The organism is Arthrobacter sp. TB 23 (assembly GCF_000294595.1).
GTDB lineage: Bacteria > Actinomycetota > Actinomycetes > Actinomycetales > Micrococcaceae > Arthrobacter_D.
In genome coordinates, this window is sequence record NZ_ALPM01000056.1 from 74,890 (window position 1) to 93,466 (window position 18,577).

16 protein-coding genes are annotated in these 18,577 nt (G+C 64.4%); 8 read left to right on the forward strand and 8 right to left on the reverse strand.

Going from position 1 to position 18,577, the window contains the following annotated elements:
• The first annotated feature begins 436 nt into the window (after window positions 1-436).
• Entirely contained in the window at window positions 437-745 is a 309-nt protein-coding gene (locus tag B384_RS18180) for a hypothetical protein (protein WP_019482521.1), read from the forward strand.
• Between the two features lie 89 nt (window positions 746-834).
• Here B384_RS18180 and B384_RS0107620 read toward each other — a convergent pair whose 3' ends face one another.
• From B384_RS0107620 to B384_RS0107650, 7 genes are all read right to left on the reverse strand, one after another.
• Window positions 835-1,356, reverse strand: coding sequence for a hypothetical protein (locus B384_RS0107620; RefSeq protein WP_019482522.1), 522 nt, complete (start codon window positions 1,354-1,356; stop codon window positions 835-837).
• Window positions 1,353-1,742, reverse strand: a complete 390-nt coding sequence (locus B384_RS18185) for a hypothetical protein (protein ID WP_156809013.1) — start codon at window positions 1,740-1,742, stop codon at window positions 1,353-1,355. Before B384_RS18185 ends, B384_RS0107620 begins: the two co-directional genes overlap by 4 nt.
• A 77-nt stretch (window positions 1,743-1,819) precedes the next feature.
• Window positions 1,820-2,881 carry a nucleotidyltransferase domain-containing protein gene (locus B384_RS0107630; protein WP_019482524.1) on the reverse strand — a complete coding sequence of 354 codons (1,062 nt, stop codon included), beginning with the start codon at window positions 2,879-2,881 and terminating at the stop codon, window positions 1,820-1,822.
• Window positions 2,882-3,002: 121 nt separating this feature from the next.
• The gene (locus B384_RS18190; protein WP_050994889.1) at window positions 3,003-4,064 is read right to left on the reverse strand and encodes an ImmA/IrrE family metallo-endopeptidase; all 1,062 of its coding nucleotides are present in this window, start codon (window positions 4,062-4,064) and stop codon (window positions 3,003-3,005) included.
• The gene (locus tag B384_RS18195) at window positions 4,054-4,944 is read right to left on the reverse strand and encodes a hypothetical protein (protein WP_019482526.1); all 891 of its coding nucleotides are present in this window, start codon (window positions 4,942-4,944) and stop codon (window positions 4,054-4,056) included. The genes B384_RS18190 and B384_RS18195 overlap by 11 nt, the downstream gene beginning before the upstream one ends.
• Window positions 4,941-5,957, reverse strand: a complete 1,017-nt coding sequence (locus B384_RS0107645) for a hypothetical protein (RefSeq protein ID WP_019482527.1) — start codon at window positions 5,955-5,957, stop codon at window positions 4,941-4,943. The genes B384_RS18195 and B384_RS0107645 overlap by 4 nt, the downstream gene beginning before the upstream one ends.
• Window positions 5,958-6,661: 704 nt before the next feature.
• Window positions 6,662-10,030, reverse strand: a complete 3,369-nt coding sequence (locus tag B384_RS0107650; protein WP_019482528.1) for an NACHT domain-containing protein — start codon at window positions 10,028-10,030, stop codon at window positions 6,662-6,664.
• A 291-nt stretch (window positions 10,031-10,321) separates the two neighbouring features.
• On the opposite strand from B384_RS0107650, the gene B384_RS0107655 reads away from it, so the two are divergent.
• The 3 genes from B384_RS0107655 to B384_RS20915 all read left to right on the forward strand — a co-directional run bounded on the left by B384_RS0107655 (window position 10,322) and on the right by B384_RS20915 (window position 11,882).
• Window positions 10,322-10,663 (forward strand): hypothetical protein, encoded by a 342-nt coding sequence (locus B384_RS0107655; protein WP_019482529.1) that lies wholly within the window; start codon window positions 10,322-10,324, stop codon window positions 10,661-10,663.
• Window positions 10,664-10,897: 234 nt separating this feature from the next.
• Window positions 10,898-11,212 (forward strand): DNA-processing protein DprA, encoded by a 315-nt coding sequence (locus tag B384_RS21280; protein ID WP_019482531.1) that lies wholly within the window; start codon window positions 10,898-10,900, stop codon window positions 11,210-11,212.
• Window positions 11,213-11,234: 22 nt separating this feature from the next.
• Window positions 11,235-11,882, forward strand: coding sequence for a DNA-processing protein DprA (locus B384_RS20915; RefSeq protein WP_083850870.1), 648 nt, complete (start codon window positions 11,235-11,237; stop codon window positions 11,880-11,882).
• On the opposite strand, the gene mobF is transcribed toward B384_RS20915, so the two are convergent.
• A complete protein-coding gene (gene mobF, locus B384_RS0107665) occupies window positions 11,812-15,342 on the reverse strand; it encodes a MobF family relaxase (protein WP_035766706.1) in 3,531 nt (1,176 codons plus the stop codon). The two genes, B384_RS20915 and mobF, sit on opposite strands and share 71 nt — an antisense overlap.
• Window positions 15,343-15,942: 600 nt before the next feature.
• On the opposite strand from mobF, the gene B384_RS21060 reads away from it, so the two are divergent.
• From B384_RS21060 to B384_RS0107685, 4 genes are all read left to right on the forward strand, one after another.
• Window positions 15,943-16,248: a response regulator transcription factor gene (locus tag B384_RS21060; protein WP_237715265.1), complete on the forward strand. Its 306-nt coding sequence runs from the start codon at window positions 15,943-15,945 to the stop codon at window positions 16,246-16,248.
• Between the two features lie 221 nt (window positions 16,249-16,469).
• Window positions 16,470-16,700 (forward strand): hypothetical protein, encoded by a 231-nt coding sequence (locus tag B384_RS18205; RefSeq protein ID WP_019482534.1) that lies wholly within the window; start codon window positions 16,470-16,472, stop codon window positions 16,698-16,700.
• A gap of 144 nt (window positions 16,701-16,844) precedes the next feature.
• Window positions 16,845-18,074, forward strand: a complete 1,230-nt coding sequence (locus B384_RS0107680; RefSeq protein WP_202802714.1) for an XRE family transcriptional regulator — start codon at window positions 16,845-16,847, stop codon at window positions 18,072-18,074.
• A 3-nt stretch (window positions 18,075-18,077) separates the two neighbouring features.
• Window positions 18,078-18,365: a hypothetical protein gene (locus tag B384_RS0107685; RefSeq protein WP_019482536.1), complete on the forward strand. Its 288-nt coding sequence runs from the start codon at window positions 18,078-18,080 to the stop codon at window positions 18,363-18,365.
• Window positions 18,366-18,577: the final 212 nt, after the last annotated feature.

Genomic DNA, 18,577 nt, shown 5'->3' on the forward strand with positions numbered 1-18,577 from the left:
GGAGATACGTCTCCCTATTTCGAATAGGATGACGGTCTGACCATCAAGCCGGGCAACGTTGAGCCTGTCGAATGGCCACCCGTCGTCATGGATCATCGTTGACGTGGACCGAGCGCCGACGTCGACTACGTCGCCGTGGAAAGCACTCGCAGTGTCGTGACAACAGGCGAATACCGCAAAGAAACGCTTGACTTCCCGGATTGCCCCGTGTTTAAAACCACAAAACGGGGGAAAGCGAGGGAAGGACCTATTCGGGCAAAAAAAACCCGCTGAAACAACTGATGCTTCCAGTTGTTCCAGCGGATCGTTGGTGGACCTAGCGGGAGCATTTTCGAAACTTGCCCCTCCCTTGGCTCAGATGGCGGCCAAGCACTTGGCGATCAGACGTAGGACCAGACGTTCAGGCCGCCGGGAATCGCCGTGTGTAAGGCAGCAGGTGATCGTCAGTGAGGATCTCTTGCTCGGGGCGGAGGCGCGCTATAGGGCGGGGGCGACGTTACGAGAGGCCGCCGTTGACTTGGGCGTCAGCCGTCCCGCGCTATCGTCACTGCTTCGCTCACGAGGGGTGCAATTGCGGCGTCGGTCGCCGTTCGAGGCCGAGGTGGACGAGATGAGGTGCCGGTACGCGGCCGGTGAATCGTTGGACCGGATCGGGCACGGGCTAGGATTCTCAGCCGGGACCGTCCGCGCCTGGCTGCTCACCGAGGGCATGGTCATGCGGGACTCGCATGGACGGCAACGGTGATAGGAACGGAGTTGCCGAGGGCTCTTCCTTCATCCTCCGGTCAGCAGCGAATCGGGGCTGACTGCTTCACGCCCCGCAGACTCGGCCGATCATGCGTCGTGGCGTTTGATAGCCGCAATGTAGGCGCGTCGGGCGTCGTCGCTGCGGGAGCGGTCGTAACGTGAGGCGATCGGCACACCCTTGTCTCGCCGCGTGGGACGGCCTCGCCAAACGGCTGACATCGTCTTGCCGGCTTCGGCCCGCGCTGAGGAAACCAGTGCCTGGTACGCGGTGCTGATCTCAGAGTGCGCATGGATGTCCAGTAGCGCGCAGTAGTAGGACAGGCGCGACTGGATGTCACTGATGTGCGTGGTGATGCTCTGGCGTGCGGAAGCTGACCCGTCGCGGCGGATTATGAGGTACGGAGCTTCCAGGTAGTCCTCGACTGCGCGCAGCGCCTCGCTATAGATGACGGCTCGCCGCTCTTTGCGGGCGAGCCCTTGCTGGATGCTGTACCCGATGATGGCGACGATCGTGGCGAGGAGCGCGGCGATGATGGTCGCGATGCCGTCCCAGCTGACGGTTGCTACCGTGAGCACTGATTCGGTGGAGGGCAGCGGTGTCGGGGTCATCGTGTTCTACCTGGGTAGCCGTGGGGTGCCTCTGGTGCGAGCCACTTGCCGCCTCGACGGCCTCCGGTGTGGCGCCAGTAGGTTTCGAAGTAGATGTGGTCACCGGCGAGATCGAGGAGCGCGAGGAGACCGTCGTCTGCTGTCCATCTTCGCTCGGGTGGGTCTGCGGGGTAGAAGAGGCAGAGGCTGTCGTCGGGCATGCGGTGAGGTGAGGCCAATCCGGGGTCGGCAAACACTCGCGGGTAGTCCTGGGGTGCAAGCCCGTAGGTCTCGTAGAACGGGTGCGCTTCGAAGCGAATCTGTAAGGGAACTGGCTGATCGCGTCCAGGGATATCGAGGCCCTCGTGACGGTAGAGGAGGTAGTCGCGGCGCAGTTCGATGGACATGGCTTGGCCGTAGTGTCGTCTTGCGTCGCGTTGGAACGGGAGCGTCCACACAGGGTCGGCCCCGTACCACCGGATGGTCAGGCTCCCCATGAGCGTACGTTTCCACGAACTCGACCAGCGGAGGCGCCGGTGCCCGTCAGGAGGGCGGGCGAGCCGAAGGTCTTGGTGTCCTTGGTCTTCTGCGCGGTGATCCGAAGGGCTTCTTCCTCCATTACCGCGACGGGGTCCGGGGCGGGCATCATCTCAGGATCGTTGAAGAACTTCGCGAGTTCGTTGTGGGCGAGGACGATGTAGCCGTCCTTTTCGTACTCGATGGCACGATCGAGCTTCTCCAGTGCGCGGGTGAGTCGGCGGATGACTTCGGTTCGGGTGGCGTTGAGCTTGATGGGGTTCGTCGCGACGCCAGCGGGATCGGGGGTCTCGCCGCGGGAGAGCTGCTCGATCGCGTGATCGAACCATGCGTGGAGCCCCGGAATTAGGGCTGTCGGGGCAATGATGCAGTCGAGCGCGAGCGCCTTAATGTTCCAGGAGCACATCGGTTTGCTGTTGCTACGGTTCCAGTGCTTGAGTAGTCGCACGACACGGGCGAAGCGGGCCTCGGTGATCTTGTTCGCGGTGTTGACGAGTTCGGTGTGCTTCTCGGGGTGGGAGCGATCCCAGGTATCGAATCGAGGGATGTAGAGGCCCGCGCCGTCAGGGTTGTCGATGGCGACGATCACGTCGGCAGTGAAGTCCGGTTGTCCCGGGGCCACCGGGTCGCGGAATCGCACGAGGATGGAGCGCTTGCGGCCCTTGACCTCGACGGCAAGGTCTCCGTACTCCTCCTTTAGACCGGCACGGATAGCGTCCGCGGCACGCTCCTTGAGGTCCTTCGGTCCGCGCTTGCCCGGCCCGTACTCCTTGTCCGGGTCGGGCACGACGACGCCGAGATCGACGTCGGCGAGTGGCGTGAGTGCGTCGCCGTGGGCGATGCTGCCGTTGACGTAGGTGCGGCTGGCGATGAACTCGTTGCGCAACGCGGCTCCGATCGCAGAACGGCGCTTTCGTGCTTCTTCGAGTTCGGGGTCGGAGACCTCGATCCTGCGGCGAGCATCATTGACGATCTGTTCGAGAGTGATGGTGGGGCTGATGGTTGTCATGGCGTTCTCCTCTCCGGGGGTGTGAGCTGGTGACTCTCCCGGCGTCGAGTCCCACGCGGAGCATTACTTCGATGCTCTACTGAAGACAGACGACGTAATTCGCTTCGGCTGTCGCTGGGGTTCAGGCGCAGTCCTGACACATTCCAGTTTTCTCGTCGAAGAGATGGGATGCCTTCACCAGGTAGCAAGCCGGACAGGTCTGTTCGCGCAGCCGGAAGCCGCAGTTGCACTGTCCGCACTCAGGACATGTAGGCACACCACACTGCTCACAGGGGCGCTCGAACGTGTGGAACTCGTGGCCGCACGCGCCGTGCTCACAGATTCTGTACACGCCTTTGGGACCGCTGTCTCTGCGTGGCAACGACAGCTTGCGCCATGCAGCTCGTTCGGTCACGGAGACGACCACGGTCATGCCGCCCATGTCGGTTGCCTGCGCATAGAGTTTCTGCCCGCGAATGCCGTCCCGGTAGAAGAACTCCGTCTCATCCTCGATGATCCGGCCGGGCGCACGTAATGCTCCCTGCACGATCCTGCCCCGGGATTGGTCGCTGCCGCGGCGCAGCGGGGGAAGTTCACGCGAGGAGGAGAAGACAACGATGCCGTTCTCGTCGAGCAGCGTGACGTGACCAGGGGTTTGGAGTGTCAGGGCCACGCGGACGCAGACAGCTGCCCTGGAGACCTGCGGCGCGGCTTGCCACAGGGACAGCGCGGTCGCCGCTGACGGCCCCCGGTCCGTGATGTGCTGGTGGACAAGCTCTTTCGGCAGCAAGATGGCGGAGGCGAAAGTGTCGCAGGCAGCGTCTTCCAGGTTGAGCCCACCGTCGGCTTGCTGCGTCAGGCGTTCCATGAGGGCGTATACGCTCTGCTGGAGGTGATGGCCGTATTCGTGTAACGCGGTGAAGGCCCGTCGACCGCGGCTGGCTGCTTCTGAGACGGCGAGAACGGGCGGCGTGTGGTTGGCAAGGTACCCACCCGCGACGCTGCATCGGGAGGCGTCAACCTCCTGATCGGGAACGAGACGCACATCGATGTCGTTTCGGGCTGTCAAGGTGCCCACGGCATCGTCGAAGAGCTGCGATCGGAGTCCTGGGTCAGAGGTGTTGGTGTGGTCGAGCATGGCGGTCACCTGGTCGATAACCAGGCTTCTGGATACGCCGGTGGGAGGGCGACGTTCACTGCTCATTAAGTACCGCCGCGAAGAGTGTGTCGAGTCGGAGGTCCCAGTTTATGGCCTTCGCGCCTGTCTGCCGCGCTGCGAGGGCCCAGGTCTGGTATGCGACGTCACGGTAGGCGGTAGGAACATCCACACTGCGCCGTGCAGCGTATGCAAGAACCTGGCGGTGCCGCGCCGGTTGTTCCAGGCAAACAATGAGGTCAGATGGTGGCGTGGGGTTCGCCGCCATGATCGCGTCTACCGACTCACCGAGCAATGGTGCGAAGGTCTCCGCCTCCTCGCGACTGAGGGGCACCTGACCACGCCAGATAGCGAATGCCCTCTGCGGTGTCGCTCCAAGCGCGTCGGCGACATCCTGAACGCTCAGTCCTGCGCGTTGCAGGGTGACGCTGAGTTGCCCTGACCCGCCATCCGACCATTGCGCGGCCGCAAGTTCCTCCATCGTGTCTTCGAGCAAGGCGCGATACACGCGTACCGGGTGTGGGACGGAACTATCCTCAGCGGCCGGAATGGGCTCCGAGGCCAGGGTTGCTGTGGCGTCGGGAGCCAGCTGACCGACGAAACGGTCGAAGACCGCGCTGGGCAGAACCTCTGGGAGGCCGTGCCAGGCGATCAGCGGAACACCGAACGGGTTGGCTTCAGCCGCGATGCGCGTGGTTGTCGAGTCGGTGTAGTCGAGGTCGAACGACAGTGGCAGCACCGTGGTTCGTCGCTCTGTGCCGAGGATGACAACGAGTTGTACCCTATCGCCCCACCGCGCACGCCAGACCTGTCCAGCGGTCAGTCCCGGCGCGGTATCGGTCCACGCCTGGCGAACCGCCTCGGGAACGGTGACCCTGGAAGCGGCTGCTTCAAGTCTTGATTGCGGGCGTGCAGCGTCACGAATCACATCGGCTCCTCTCTCGGAGACCGCGACGCGTGCGGTCCTACCTTGGACAGACGACGTGATTCGGAATTTTCGGCAGCGATCTCCACCATCCGCAGAACGATCTCCTCACAATCATCGTCCCCGACGGTCGCCAATTTGAGCCGTTCGGCGAGGGCCTCGCTCAACGCCTGCGTCACCGCGCGTCCCATACCTGTCGCGGCTCGCCGCGCCTCCAAGCTCTGCCCGAGGATGGGCAGAAGTGCTTGTTCCTCCGCGGTCAGCGTCAACCAAAGCTGTTCAGCTCGTTCTCGTACGCCCAGATCGGCAGTTGGGTCATCGCCCGCGGTCAGCAGGGCGGTCGCGGCAACCGTGAATGGACCGTCGGGAACCTCGATAAAGACTGGCGGCGCGAGTAGTGCGAATCGTCGCTCGATGACTGCGGCGAGGTCCTCATCACGAACGGCGCCGTCCGCGTGATCGATTACTCCGTGCGAGACCGCAGTGAGCGCGACCACTGTGTGCTTCGGCGTTTGCCCAGCGGTGTTCCAGCTCAGGATCTGATAGCCACGCACCCGAGCCGCCGCTTGGTGCAGCTCATCGAGGTCGCCTTGCCACAGGTTCATGGCCCGATGCACAAGCGCCCAAGCCCAAATGCCCTTGAGGTCAGGCGGCCGAACGAAACGATCATCATCAGTGAGAAGAGTGTCCAGCCGGCGTCGAAGCTTGCCGCGTTCAGTTCCCTTGGCTTGATCGATCAGGAAGTTGCGAATGCTCTTCAGGATGAGTCGTTCGAGAGAATTCTGATCGGTTGCTTGCACGTAACACGCGAGGACGAAGACCCGACCACGTGCTGGGTCCTTCGAGAACATGTCCGCAAGCAGGTCATTGACTGCTTCGGGACTCCAGCTTTGGTGTTCGGCTGGAGGCGGGAAGGACGACGCGCGCGTCACCTGAGCACCAAGCTGGCGCAGCAAAGCGACGGTTTCGGTCCCACCCGCATCTGCGCGCCGACCTATCTCATCGAACGCGCTCACGCGGACTCCTACCGACGGACCCAGATCACGTGGTCATCGTCTCACCTCGGCGAGACAGCGGCCGTGCGACACGCAGAGTGAGTAGTCTGGCTCAGGCGATAGGCGGGTGCAGCCGCCAGGCAGAGTCCGCTTCTGGCGCGCCAAGCCATTCCCCGGAGTCGAGCACAGCGGGAGCTCGGTGCGTAGGCGGTCTCTACCTGCTACGCCCCGCCGTCGGATGCGGTGGCATGCCTGGACGGCCTCGGCTGGATAGTCCTTCAAGATTCCTTGTCGCTGGAGACTTGCAGAGGACTGTCGCAATGTTCCGTCTGATCTGGCTCGCCAGCGTACACGCCCGCTAAAGTTGCGGGGCTGTTGCCTGATCCGGAACAACGCTTCGCGATCACCGGTTTCGAATGCGGAGCCTCCGGCACGTCCCGCGTAGGCGGCCGCGCGCCGGTCGAGGTGTTCGAGAGGGGCAGGGCGCCGTAATGTCGCCGTCGGGCTCCACACATCGCCTGGCCGCAGACCTCAAGAGGTCGGGGAGCCGGAGCCGGCCCGGGCCGCTGAGGCGTGTCAAGGGGCCGGCAGAAATTGCCCGATAGCGCATTCCGCGTCGGTTGCAGTTTGCACTGATGGTCGACGACCGTCAGCAAAGGGGGCCATACAAGGGGCTCCCCATCATTCGGCTACTCCGAGTCGCCCACGCCGCGCTACTGTGCTCTTTATCGATAGGCGGGCTTCGCGTCAACTTTGAGCCACTTTCCTTCTCGGGCAACGCTGAGCAGCGGGGCCTGCGTCGCCGTACTATGGCGGGCTGCGGATGCCACACCATATCGCCCCGCCGTCGACGCCCCAGGGGCGCGGAGTTGGTTGAGGGCGGCTAGCTCTGGGTCGTCCGTGGCCGCTGTCACCGGTCGGTTGTTCAGCCAGCCGTAACGGGCAATCTGTTCGGCGGCTCGCAAGACTGCGCTGCGGCGTGGCGGAGGAAGTTGGTCGAGCACGGTCTCCAGCGAGGGCAACAGTTCTGAGACGACTGGACCGGTTGCGGTACACCAAATGGAGAGTGCCCATTCCGCTCTTGCTAGATCGTCGTCGAGCGCATCGAGCTGCTCGCTCCACCATTCGGCTTTGCGGCTGTTACTGCGGGTCTGGGCGAGCAGTTCGGAGGGGTGGCTCGTGCTGCCGAACGGGGTCGTACCGGGCTTCTTGGTGTAGGCGGGCGGGAACGGAGATGCAGCGCCGATGATGGCGATCTCGGACGCAAGCCAGCGTCGTCCGGTATGTTCGTGCAGCGCGGCGGCGGTCTCCGACCAAGGAAATGTGCTGCCCTTCTGCCCGGCTTTGAAGGCTCGCTGCCTAGCGATCTGGGCGTACGGAGATCCGGCCTTTCTGAGCTGGTTGATCGCCTCACTTCGGCGGCGTTTCGTCTTCTCATCGCTGGCGATGAAACCTGTCTTGGAGCTCGTGAGGAAATCTCCTGGAGAGAGGGCGACCGCGACCTGTGCCGGCATGGATCGGGTCGATGTCACACACGGGCACTCGCCATCCAAGACGGCGTCGAGAAGCGCTGCTTCGAGTGCGCCTCCGGGCAGTGGAACGAGGCCAGTGCTCAGGAAGAGTTCCGCGGCGCCATCGGACAGGTCGATGTGCTCGAACGATGCAGTGGCGCCTGCGCCAGCTTCGCATTCGGCACCGATCCTGAGCCACGCGTTCTGCTGAGGGGTGCCGATGGCTCCGGTGAGTTGCTCGTACCACCATGCTGCGAACTGGCTGCGCTGGTTCAACAGCTCTCGCAGGGCGCTTACACGTTGCGTGTTTTCGTTGTCCGTTGGGACATTGCTGATCTGCGTCGTGAGGCGCGTCCAAGTGGGGTCGGCCCCGTCGTCGCCGGGGAGATCCGGCAGGTCAGGCAGGGCGACGATGTCGCGGCGGTCGAACGCGGACAACAGGAACGCGATCCCCCTGTCTGAGCAGAGTGCCGTGAGGACCTTGCGTGCCTCGCGGGGGCGGCGCTGGAAGACTCCATCGGTGAGCAGTGCCCATGCGGCCAGGTAGGATGCGGGTGACGTGCTCTGCGCCAGCTCCTCCTCGATTCCAGCGGTCAGCGGATAGATGCCGTTGCCCTTCGCGTTGCCGCCGTAAAATCTGGCGGTGTTGAGCCAGTACGGTCGACGCAGAAGCTCGCGCAGCACGGTCGTGCTGTCGAAGGCCGTGTTGTCCTCGCCCGCGTTGTGGTAGAGGAACCGGCCCGCGAAGTACTCTCGCAGGGAGAGGACCTCGAATTCGTAGGTCCCCTCGACCTTGCTGGTTAGCGCCCACAGGCGGTCGCTGGCTCCTTCGAACAGCTGGTCGACGATCGACTCACGGTTGCCGTAGGTGCGTTGGAAGTGCCGCATTGCCTCTTTGAGCTCGTCCACGCTCATGCGGCCGTTGATCTGGGATTCCTCAGTGTGCGCGTGGAGGTACCAGCCGAGGAACGGGATGATCTCGATCAGTTCTTCCTTGTGGTCGCGAACCGCCTTGGGGTGCTTGTTCGCTTCGCGGGCCAGGAGAAGCTCGACGTACTTGTCGTAGAGATCGGTGCGCTGGGTGGGAGTGGCCGCTCCCTGCTGGTGGAGGAGGTCCAACAGAATCGTGAGCTGCATCGGGTTACCGGCGAGTTCATTGATGTACGGCTCGCGGCTCTTCTCCCTGAAGCTCTTGCGCAGGGCGCGACCGTCCTTGCCCCTGATCCCCCGGACTGAGCACCATTTGCGCAGGTAGGCGTCACGTTGCTCCACGGTGAGCTGGTTGAGGGTGACGATCTCGAACAGGTTCGGTGACGGCTCGGGGAGTTCACCGGCGCTGGGCCGCGTAGTGACGACGACCCTCGGCGGGTCGGTGTAAGCCTTCCCACGACCGACAAACTTGTCTATCTCTTTGACGACCCTGCCGCGCATGGTGGCGCTGCCTACCTCGTCGAGGCCGTCCAGCACGACCAGGCTTGGGACGCGCTCGAAGATGTCCTGAACCGTCTTCGCTCCAGCGGCGATCCCTCCGCTCTCGTGCGTCATTAGGTCGGCGAGGAAGCACTCGATCGTCGCCTGCTCACCCTTACGGGCCTTGGCCTTACGTTGCTTGCGGTCCTCGGAGTGGTCCCACACGTCGTTGCCGCCGAGCCAGAGCGCGTAATCGCTCAGATCCAGTCTGATAGGGAACCGTGGTTGATCCAGCTCGGGTAGTGAGTCAGGTCGCTCCGCCTCGGGAATGAACGACTTGCGGTGGACCTGACAGAGGTACTGGCTGAGGGTCGACTTGCCCTGTCCTGGCGCGCCCCGGACGAGGGTGAAAGGCGCCGGTGCGCGCAGCAGGTAGGCCGCGGCACCGCCCAAGGTGGTCGGTGCTTGTGCTTGCAGGTGTCTGCTGGCTGCGGTGTGGACGCGGTCAGCGGTGACGTCGACGAAGAGGTCCACCACACTCTCGCGGTCCACATCGGACTGGCTGAACTTGACCCGCTTGTCGTCTTCCCACTGTGCCGCAGCTACCTTGCGGATCAGGTCACGATGCGCCTTGTCCTTACCAATGCCGACGTGCTCTGCAACCAGGTATCGGATGAGATCCCAACCCGCGAGCATATCGGCGTAGGCCCACTTCGTCTCGGTCGGGGCGTTGTCGACCCACGGGTTTAGCGCTTCGCGCCAGATGCAGGTCATCTGCTCGTAGCCGAAGTCTTTCGCGTATGCTTTGAGTTTTTTGTCCAGCTGGTCGAACGTGCCTGATTCCGGCTTGGCCGTGCTGCCCACGTTGGTGACCAGGATGTAGTGGCGGACGCCTTGGCCGGCCAGGCGCCGCAGGCTGGCCTCCTCCTTCCGCACGAACTCATCGAGCCACGTGACTGGGTCCTTCTCTTTCCCGTTGACCGACCACTTGACCTGATAGATCAGCACCTTCGAGGCATCACCCTTGCGCAGGCCATCACGGCCGCCATCAGCCTGGCGGAGAGCCATTGGGATGTAGTCGGGAAACTGATGCGCGAGCACAGCGCTGACGAGCTGCTGGAAGTCGTGGTCACCGAGGCGCTCGTAGAGGTAGCGATGTCGACTCTCGGGCATTGTCTGCTTTCTCTACTCCAGCCCGAACATCTCGCCGGGCGTCGTCGGGAACCCCTCACCTGTTGCATCCATTGAACCCTGTTCGCTGTAAGGATGCACGGAGCCACGCAGGCCGCACGCGCACTCGGTCTCTCGTCGTTCTCTTCCATCCCAGCGGCACCAGCGGTATCTTGGAGTTGGCGGCCTTTACCTGCTTGACCATCGCCGGACGCGGTGGGACGGCCAGACGGCTACGGCCGGAGCGGTCATTCTTGATTCCTTGTCGCCGGAGACGAGGAGAGGACTGCGCTCATGTTCCGCTTGATCTGGACCGCCAGCGTCCACACCCGCTACTTCCTGCGCTGCTATATGCCCACGAACATCCTGCTCGATGCAATTCGCACCCGCCGCGGTCTCAAGTGGAGGCTCCCGGCGATGCTGCTGGTCATCCCCTACCTGTACGTCGCGGGCATCCTGAGAGTGCTGATCGAGGATGGCGGACCGGGTTGGCTGCATCTGCTGGTGCTGCTGTGCGTCTGGAACGCGATGAAGTTCGCGATCATGGGCCCGGTCAGCTTGGTGCTGCTGATCCGCGTCCGGGCCGCGGAGCGGCGGGATCGCCGGGTCGCTCGCCATTCCGTCGTCGCGGCGTAACCGCCCGCACATACCCGCCTCTGACCGGTGCCGTGCTCCTTCTCGACGTCATCCGACCGAGAAGGAGCCCCAGATCATGTCCGCGATCACCGATCTGACCCACGACGAGCGCACGGCGCGCATGCTGCTGTCGATCCTTGCCGAGCCGGATGATTCCGTCACCGGTCGTGTCCTCCCCGCGTCGGTGCGATCGAGACACTACGTCTCATCGACGACGAGGACGCGATCCCAGGGATGAACCGTGTGGACGCCACGATGTGGCGTGACCGCTTGGCGCTACCGCACCGGCCGGAAGATATGGCGAAGCGCATGAACGGCATCGAGAAGAGTGCCTTCACCGTCCTGATACCGGGTGACGAGCACTGGCCGAAGGCCCTCGCCGACCTCGGTGATCGCACCCCGTACGTGCTGTGGGCACGGTGCGCGACGTCGTTTCTCGCACGTCCGATGGAGGACTTCGTGACGATCACCGGCTCGCGAGCGTCGACCTCCTACGGGCAACACATGGCTGGCTCGCTGGCCGCCGATATCGCCGGAACGAGCATGTAGTCGTTGCCGGGGCGCATACGGGATGGAGGGCGCGGCGCACCGTTCTGCGCTGGCTGCGGGCGGGGACAGGATCGCGGTATTGGCCGGTGGCGTCGACCGCCCCTACCCGGCCGGCCACCGAGAACTGCTGGACCGAGTCGCAGACGTCGGTCTGATGGTGAGCGAGATGGCGCCGGGCACAACCCAGACGCGGCGGCGGTTCCTGGCCCGCGGACGACTCATGGCGGCTCTGTCCGAAGCCAGTGTCGTCGTGGAAGCAGGAGTGCGCTCAGGTTCACTCCGTGTCGCGGCCGAAGCGTGCGTACTGGGTCGCGGCGTCGGCGCGGTGCCCGGCCCCGTGACCTCGGTGACTAGTGCGGGCACGCACATGCTGCTGCGTGATGGGACAGCTCGTGTCGTCACGAAATGCCACGGACGTCGAGCACCTGACCCGTCGCCCATCGGAGCATGGAGTCGAACGTTCGGAGCTGGGTCCGGAATCTTCCCGCCAGCAGAGGCCGAGCCCGACCGGGCATACGCGATCTATGTAGGCCACCACCCACGTTCCCTGGGGCCTTGCACACGAGTCGGTGCGTGGCCCTCTCTGCGCGGGAGCCCGCCTACAAGCCCAGCTCGGGGGTGGTCCGTTGTGCCGGTTGCCGCTCCGGAGCCGGGTTCGGTTGAGTGTTGAGTGCGCTAAGTGCTGCTTCCGCGCGGGCGCGGTCGATCTTCTGAGCGGTCGAATCGGGTGAGGCGCCGAGAGGCATCGGGTCGGTGATGGCGTACCGGTCGCGGTAGGCCGCAATCACCCGTGCACCCCGCCGCCACAGACGTGTCCTGGGTGCGTCGTTCGGCATCGGCCCGAGTGCGCTGGTCCAGGGCTCGTTGTACTGCATGGCCGTGTCGAGGACGGCATCGGCTCGGGCCTCGATGAGGCGGTGGCGCTCATCCAGAGCGTCGCGCATGTCCCTACTCATGGGACCGTCGGCGTGTGGGATGAGGCCGGCGATGAGACGCGAGGACTTGCGGTTGCGCCCGGACCCAGCCGGGCGGGCAGTCGCCCGAGCGAGGCGGTGGTGGATGGCGGAGGCGACGTCGTCGGCGTCCTCGAATCCTCGCGCCCAGACGAGGCGTGGCAGGAGCCGGTCGATGTCGTGGTGGTTGGCCTCGGCGCGACGCAGCTCGGCGGCGAGGGCGCCAAACGCTTCCGAGTCGATGACGGCTCCGGCCTGCTCTTCGTTGAGGCCGCTGGTGCGGACGAGCCCTGCCCACCGGTCGTGCTGCGCGGCCGCGGCGATGGTCTCGTACTCGGCGGCGACCTGGGCGATCGACCCCAAGGTCTCCTGCTCGGCGGTGATGGTCTCGTGGGCGGAGAGCTCAGCGCCGACATGCTGGAGCACCCCGAACAGCACCGAGCGCGCGGTGGCATCGGGGTAGTCGGAGGGGTGTGGGGCGGCGTGATCGTCGGGGCGGTTCAGCACGACGTAGGCCCGGTTCGACTGGCGTCCGCGGGTCATGGCGACATAGAGGTTCTCCCGGGCCGTCGTCGCCTCGATCAGGACGTGGGCGGTGTCGGTGGTGATGCCCTGCGCACGATGCGCCGTGACCGCGTACCCGAGATCAACATGCTCGGCCACATACAAAGCGGGCAGGACGATAGAGCCGCCAAACCGGCGACCGGCCCTGCGGATGGTGATGGAGCCGTCGTCGCGGACACCGGTGATCGTCCAGCGTTCGCCGTTGCGGACCCAGTCCTTGCCGTTGCGGAGGCGGCGGTCGTTGCGTCGGGTGATGATCGTGTCCCCAACGCCCGCCTGGGTGCCGCCGTTCAGCTCGACTTCCCGGCCGGGCTCAAGGACACCGACTAGGATGAGGTCGGCGCGGGCACGGCGGTTGAGCGTGGCTGCGTCCTCGCGGAATTCCGCGATCAGCACCGACACCAGCCCCTTCGCGCAGTCGGCGCGCCACGCCGTGTAGGCGGTTTCACTCATGGCGTCGGCCTCGCCGCCGGCGACGCGGTCGCGGTCAATGTACGTGTCGATGACCTCGGTGCGCCCGTGCCGGAGGGCCAGGGATGCGGTCTTCTCCCACTCGTGGGTGAACCGGTGGACGTCGACCAGCTCCGGCGCGTCGTCACGATCCGCGACCAGGAGACCGAACGTCCCACCGGCTTCGACCGACTGCAACTGCGCATAGTCGCCCACGAGGAGGACTTTCGCACCAGCACCGGCGGCTACCTTTGTAATGCGGTCCAGGGAGAGGGTGCCGGCGAGCGAGGCTTCATCGACGATCACCAGTTGTCCGGCCTGGAAAGTGGCGCCACGGAGTCGATGATTGGTCCACCACTTCGCCGTGTTCTCCGTGGAGATCCCGAGATCGTCAGCGAGCACCTGCGCCGCGACTGCCGAGGGCGCGAGTCCCACGACCGATCGTTTGCCGTGCTCGGTCTCCCATGCTCGGCGCAGGCTGCTCATCGCGGTGGTCTTGCCCGCGCCCGCCGGCCCCACCAGCACATCAACAACACGACCCGAGACCGCGACGGCGGCGAGGGCCGCAGCCTGGTCGTCCCCGAGCAGTCGCCCGTCGCGGTCGGGCTTCGCGGTGACCTCCTCAACGGCGGACAGTGGGACGGTCGGCCCGGTCATGGTGCGGCAGCGCTCCAGGAGTCGGTCTTCGGCGGCGAGGAGTTCCTCGGAGGAGAACACCGTCGAGTGCCTCGGCCGGAACACCGAGGACCCATCGGGACGGCGGAACAGCGCCGGGCTGGTCGCCAGCTCCGGCGGAGTGAGCCGCAGCGACGCGGACTCGGCTGCATCAACGACGAGACCCACGATGGCCTCGCGGTCTTCGGTGCTGGCGAACCGGTACCTCATCGTCTGCCGGGCCGCCTCCGCGGCCAGGTTCCAGCGCCGCCAGGTCGACCGCTTCTCCCCGACCGTCCCGACCACGCTGCGCCCGAACTCAGCGATGACATCGAGCGGGACGTCATCGGCGCGCAGCAACAATGGAGCGTCGTTCGACGTCACGCGACCTGCCCAGGTGGTGGCGTCCTCGCCCAACAAGCCGGTGGCGCGGCGGCGCCAGTCGCCGGTGAGATCCGCAAGTGAGCGGACTTCCTTCTCCGGCCGGGTCACGAGGGTCGCTTGGGCACGGATCTTGAGGATTGTCACGGTCGAGGGCTGGCGGCCGTGGCGCTCGACATACTCCTCGATCAGCCGGTTCTTCTCCACCTCGATGTGGCGGGCTCGGGTGGAGAACTCCGCCACCAACCTCTCCGGCACGCCGGCGATGGCCCAAGCAGGATTGCGGTCGCGCCCCATATCCCGCTGCTCCCAGCCGACACCGAAGGCACGGGTCATATGATCAGCAAACATCGCCTCGTGCAACTCCGACAGGGCTACCGTCGCGGCGTGCATCGGCCGCCCATCCAGCGATCGCCACTTCCCGTCCTGCGCGGTCTGCACCTTGTTCGAGATCACCACATGGGTGTGCAGATGAGGGTCGCCGGCGCGGGAGTCGTAGTGGTCGAACGCGGTCGCGATCACCCCGGTCACGTCTACCTGCGCGACCGCACCGTCCGGGCCGGTTGCACCCACCCTGGTTGCGGCAACCTCCCGCTCGATGAACGCAACCATCTCCGCCACCGCCGCATGATGCGCCTCCGCAATCAGCGCCTGCGTGCCCGCATCGGCAACGGCCCATAGGACGCTGGCTGACTTCGGGATCGAGAAGGTGTAGTCGAACCCAGCAACAGCCCTGCGCGTGCCCCGCGTAGCCTCCTCGGCCTCGATCGCAGCGACAGCATCGGCGCGTTCGCCAAGGCTCAGGGCCGGGTCGAGAGCCTCCACGCGGTCCGCGACGCGCTCGGAGACAAACCGATATTCTGGGTATGCGCGACCCAGAGGCTCGCCGGTGACCGGATCGCGGCCCATCCCCACGAGGAGCTGTAGCTGAGGCTCGGAGACCTCATCGCCTTCATGGAGTTGCCCGGCATCCAAGGCTGGTAGCCCGCGGCCAAGCCAGCGGCCCGGTGGGTTCCCTGCTTCGGCGTAGTACCGCGTCAAAGAGGTCGACAGCGACCTGTCACCGTCGGCCGCGGCGACCGTACGCAGCAGGTACTTGTATCCGTCGCCCGCCGACATCACGCGCATCGAAACCGTCACTGTCGCCTCCTCGACGGTCAGGTGAGCGACCAATGACCGCCTCGCACCGAAGGCGGTGGACGGCGATCCGCCGGCGACGTGTCAACACTGGTTGACAAGGCTCTGACCTCGTCTGCAAGACGCGTGGTGGTTCAGAGTAGAGGCGAGGACGAGGACTTCGTTGAGCCGGCTCGGGAGGTCTACAGGGGCGATCGCGGGACGTGTGGCGAGCACCTGGCAGGTGACCAGCCCGGTCAAGAGTCTCCGAGAGGACGACGGCCGGGGATCACCGATCTGCCGGAGTCCTCATGCGCCAGTCGAACGACGAGACCCAAGGCCGTCGTCTACGGATCGGGTCGCTGTTCTCCGGGTACGGCGGGCTCGACCTGATTATTTACTCAAAGACATCGCTCCAGGTGATCTGCGTCAGGCCATCCGGATTGTCGCCTCAGGGGAGACTCGCTCCTCTCCCCTGCCATTACCCGAAAAGTCCTGGATTCACTGGCTGGCAGCCATAGATCAACAGTCAGCGACGAACCCCTGAGGTACCTGACCGAACGCGAGCGCGAAGTACTCACCGAAATCGGGCGGGGACTCTCCAACGATGAAATCGGGGCGAAGCTATACATCAGTCCAGCTACCTCCCGCACCTACGTCAGTAGACTCCTGGCGAAACTGCAGGCCAGGGACCGCGCGCAGCTGGTCGTTCTGGCTTACGAGACCGGACTGATTCAGCCGGGGACTCCATCGGCGCCGGGCAGGTCGACGGAACAGCCCGGTTCGGAGGCCTCCCGGCTTTCGACGATCAGGCGTAGTAGGGGGCGGTGGCGCGGGCGCTGCGCATTGCGCGCGCCCAACATGCGAGTTGGCCCAGCAGCTTTGTGGCGGCCTTGTCGCTGCGTTCCGGGTCCATGAACCCGGCCGGAATCATCGAAGCTATCCCAGAAGTTTGTGAAACTGACCGTGTTTCGAATGGTGGTGGCGTGGGAGTCCTACATGCCTATTCGAAACAAAGCGGCCAGACCGTCAAAATCCGTTCCTTGCTACACAAGATTGCCAACTCACCAAGGGCAGCGAGTGACCGGTCAGTTATCCCCCAGCGCCATGCCCGTCTAACGTCAGCGCAGTCGGATGAGATGACGGCCAGCTACAACGCCGGCGTGACGGTCAAGGAACTGGGCGAGAAGTATGGCATCCACCGTGGAAGCATTAGTAAGCACCTCCGGCGCCGAGGCACGCCCATTCGAAAGGTAGGTCTTGACGCGAAGCAGATTGAGGAAGCCGCTCGGATCTACGCCGAGGGCAAGTCGGTGGAGACGATCGGGCGTGGCATGGTTTCAGCGCGAACACTATTCGCAAGCGGTTGATCGAGAACGGCGTAGTGATGCTCACCAGCTATGATCACTTGCTGCGCTGACCCTGAATATCGCAATGATTCGTGTTGGCACTGGCGCCTCAAGCTTTTGTCCGGCGGGACCCCGCTCGGTGGCATCCCTTTCGACGTTCTTCCCATGCTCCCTGGCGACGCGGCCTCGAGCAAAGTCGACGACATCGACGTTCGCATCAAAAAGCCGCGCATGGGTGAGACCGCGGGCTCGGCGAATGTCTGCCACAATCGTTCATCACGGGCGCTCGCGGACGCCGCGTCCTTTTTCAACGGCCAACGGCTCACTATGGCGCGCCAGCTCGCAGGATTGAAGAAGTCGCAGCTGGCGGGACTGATCGACATGTCGCCCGCGTCGGTCACCGGATGGGAGAGCGGCGGAATACAGCCAAACCGCGCGACCGTGGCCAAGCTAGCCCTGGCGCTCAAGGTTGAGCCACAGTTCTTTGCCGGGGATGCCCCAACCGTTGTTGGCCGGCCGCACTTTCGGTCGTTGCGATCCACTCCTCAGATTGCCCAGGACGAAGCTGAAGCATACGGGCGCCTGGTGGCCGAGATCTCGGGGCTGCTCGACAACGCCGTGGAGTTCCCCGAGGCGCTTCTACCTGACCTCCCGGTTGACCCCAATGAGCACACCGGCTCGCCCGAGGATGCCGCGCGCACAGCGCGGGAGTACTTCAGCGCCGGCTCTGGACCGATTCAGCATGTTGTCCGGCTCGTCGAACGTGCGGGCGTCGTTGTGGTGTTCAGCGAGCCGGGGGTGGCCGGCATCGACGCTTATTCAATGCACACCGCGGTGAGGCCGATCATTGTGCTGAACCCGGTTAAGGACGACTACTACCGACAGCGCTTCGATGTCGCCCATGAGCTGGGCCACTTGATTATGCACCACGATGCGGAACCGGGCGGCAAGGTTTCCGAGGAACAAGCTAACAGGTTCGCCGCCGAGTTCCTCATGCCCGCTGAACAGATCCGCTCGTCACTCCCGTCCTCGACTGCAGGTCGAAGTTGGAAGCATATTGCGGAGCTCAAAGAGCACTGGGGCGTGAGCCTTTCGTCGCTGCTCTACCGCGCCCGGACGCTCGGCGTCATGGGCGACGTTTCGTACCGAAACGCAATGATACGCATGTCACAGAACGGCTGGCGTCGCGCCGAACCCGGGCGCACCTCAGCACTTGAAATGCCATCAATGCTGCCTCGCGCTCGTGAAGTGTTAAACAAGGCGGGTATCGAAGATTATGAGTTTCTGGCTGGCTCTGGGCTGCCAGTTAACCTTTACCGTATAGCCGCGTCCCGCGTACCCACCGCGCGGGTCGTCTCTCCCGTCGCTTTGGGCAACGGGTCGGTTGAAGACTGAGCTATGGCAACTATTGACCAGCAGATTCGTAGTGCGAACCAGACTATTCGTGGTGCCATCGATGCTCTGAGACCGAATCGTCCTCTACTCTCGCAGCAGGTCTTGGGCCAGCTTCGTAACCTGGTGGAAGGTGTCGCCGCTCGGTGGCACACGGGGTATGGAGACGCCGCCTACGACTACAACACGATCAAGACAGCCGTGGAGAAACTCGGTTCAGCACCGAAGAAGCTTCACTTCCTTCACCGCTTTCACAAGCTCTTGCAGGAGAGTGCTGGTGACGCGCACACGTGAGTACCCGAAGATTTTCTGGACGTCAGAGCCATCCGTCAGCATCCTTGGAACCTGCGAACGACGGGAGGTGTCCGCGGCCCTGCCCATCATGGCGTCTCTTGCTGCACGGCGAGGGTGACCTATAAGTGTTGTAACACTCAAGTTCCAAATGTCATACCCACCAGCAATACTGACGCCTCCACCGTCACCACCATAACTGGCTGGGAGGCCAC

Bases quoted from the DNA above. Each gene is read 5' to 3' on its own strand.
- B384_RS0107620 (WP_019482522.1), bottom strand. From the start codon at position 1,356: ATGACCCCGACACCGCTGCCCTCCACCGAATCAGTGCTCACGGTAGCA.
- B384_RS18185 (WP_156809013.1), bottom strand. From the start codon at position 1,742: ATGTCCATCGAACTGCGCCGCGACTACCTCCTCTACCGTCACGAGGGC.
- B384_RS0107630 (WP_019482524.1), bottom strand. From the start codon at position 2,881: ATGACAACCATCAGCCCCACCATCACTCTCGAACAGATCGTCAATGAT.
- B384_RS18190 (WP_050994889.1), bottom strand. From the start codon at position 4,064: ATGAGCAGTGAACGTCGCCCTCCCACCGGCGTATCCAGAAGCCTGGTT.
- B384_RS0107650 (WP_019482528.1), bottom strand. From the start codon at position 10,030: ATGCCCGAGAGTCGACATCGCTACCTCTACGAGCGCCTCGGTGACCAC.
- B384_RS0107655 (WP_019482529.1), top strand. From the start codon at position 10,322: ATGTTCCGCTTGATCTGGACCGCCAGCGTCCACACCCGCTACTTCCTG.
- B384_RS21280 (WP_019482531.1), top strand. From the start codon at position 10,898: ATGAACCGTGTGGACGCCACGATGTGGCGTGACCGCTTGGCGCTACCG.
- B384_RS20915 (WP_083850870.1), top strand. From the start codon at position 11,235: ATGGAGGGCGCGGCGCACCGTTCTGCGCTGGCTGCGGGCGGGGACAGG.
- mobF (WP_035766706.1), bottom strand. From the start codon at position 15,342: ATGCGCGTGATGTCGGCGGGCGACGGATACAAGTACCTGCTGCGTACG.
- B384_RS18205 (WP_019482534.1), top strand. From the start codon at position 16,470: ATGACGGCCAGCTACAACGCCGGCGTGACGGTCAAGGAACTGGGCGAG.
- B384_RS0107680 (WP_202802714.1), top strand. From the start codon at position 16,845: ATGCTCCCTGGCGACGCGGCCTCGAGCAAAGTCGACGACATCGACGTT.
- B384_RS0107685 (WP_019482536.1), top strand. From the start codon at position 18,078: ATGGCAACTATTGACCAGCAGATTCGTAGTGCGAACCAGACTATTCGT.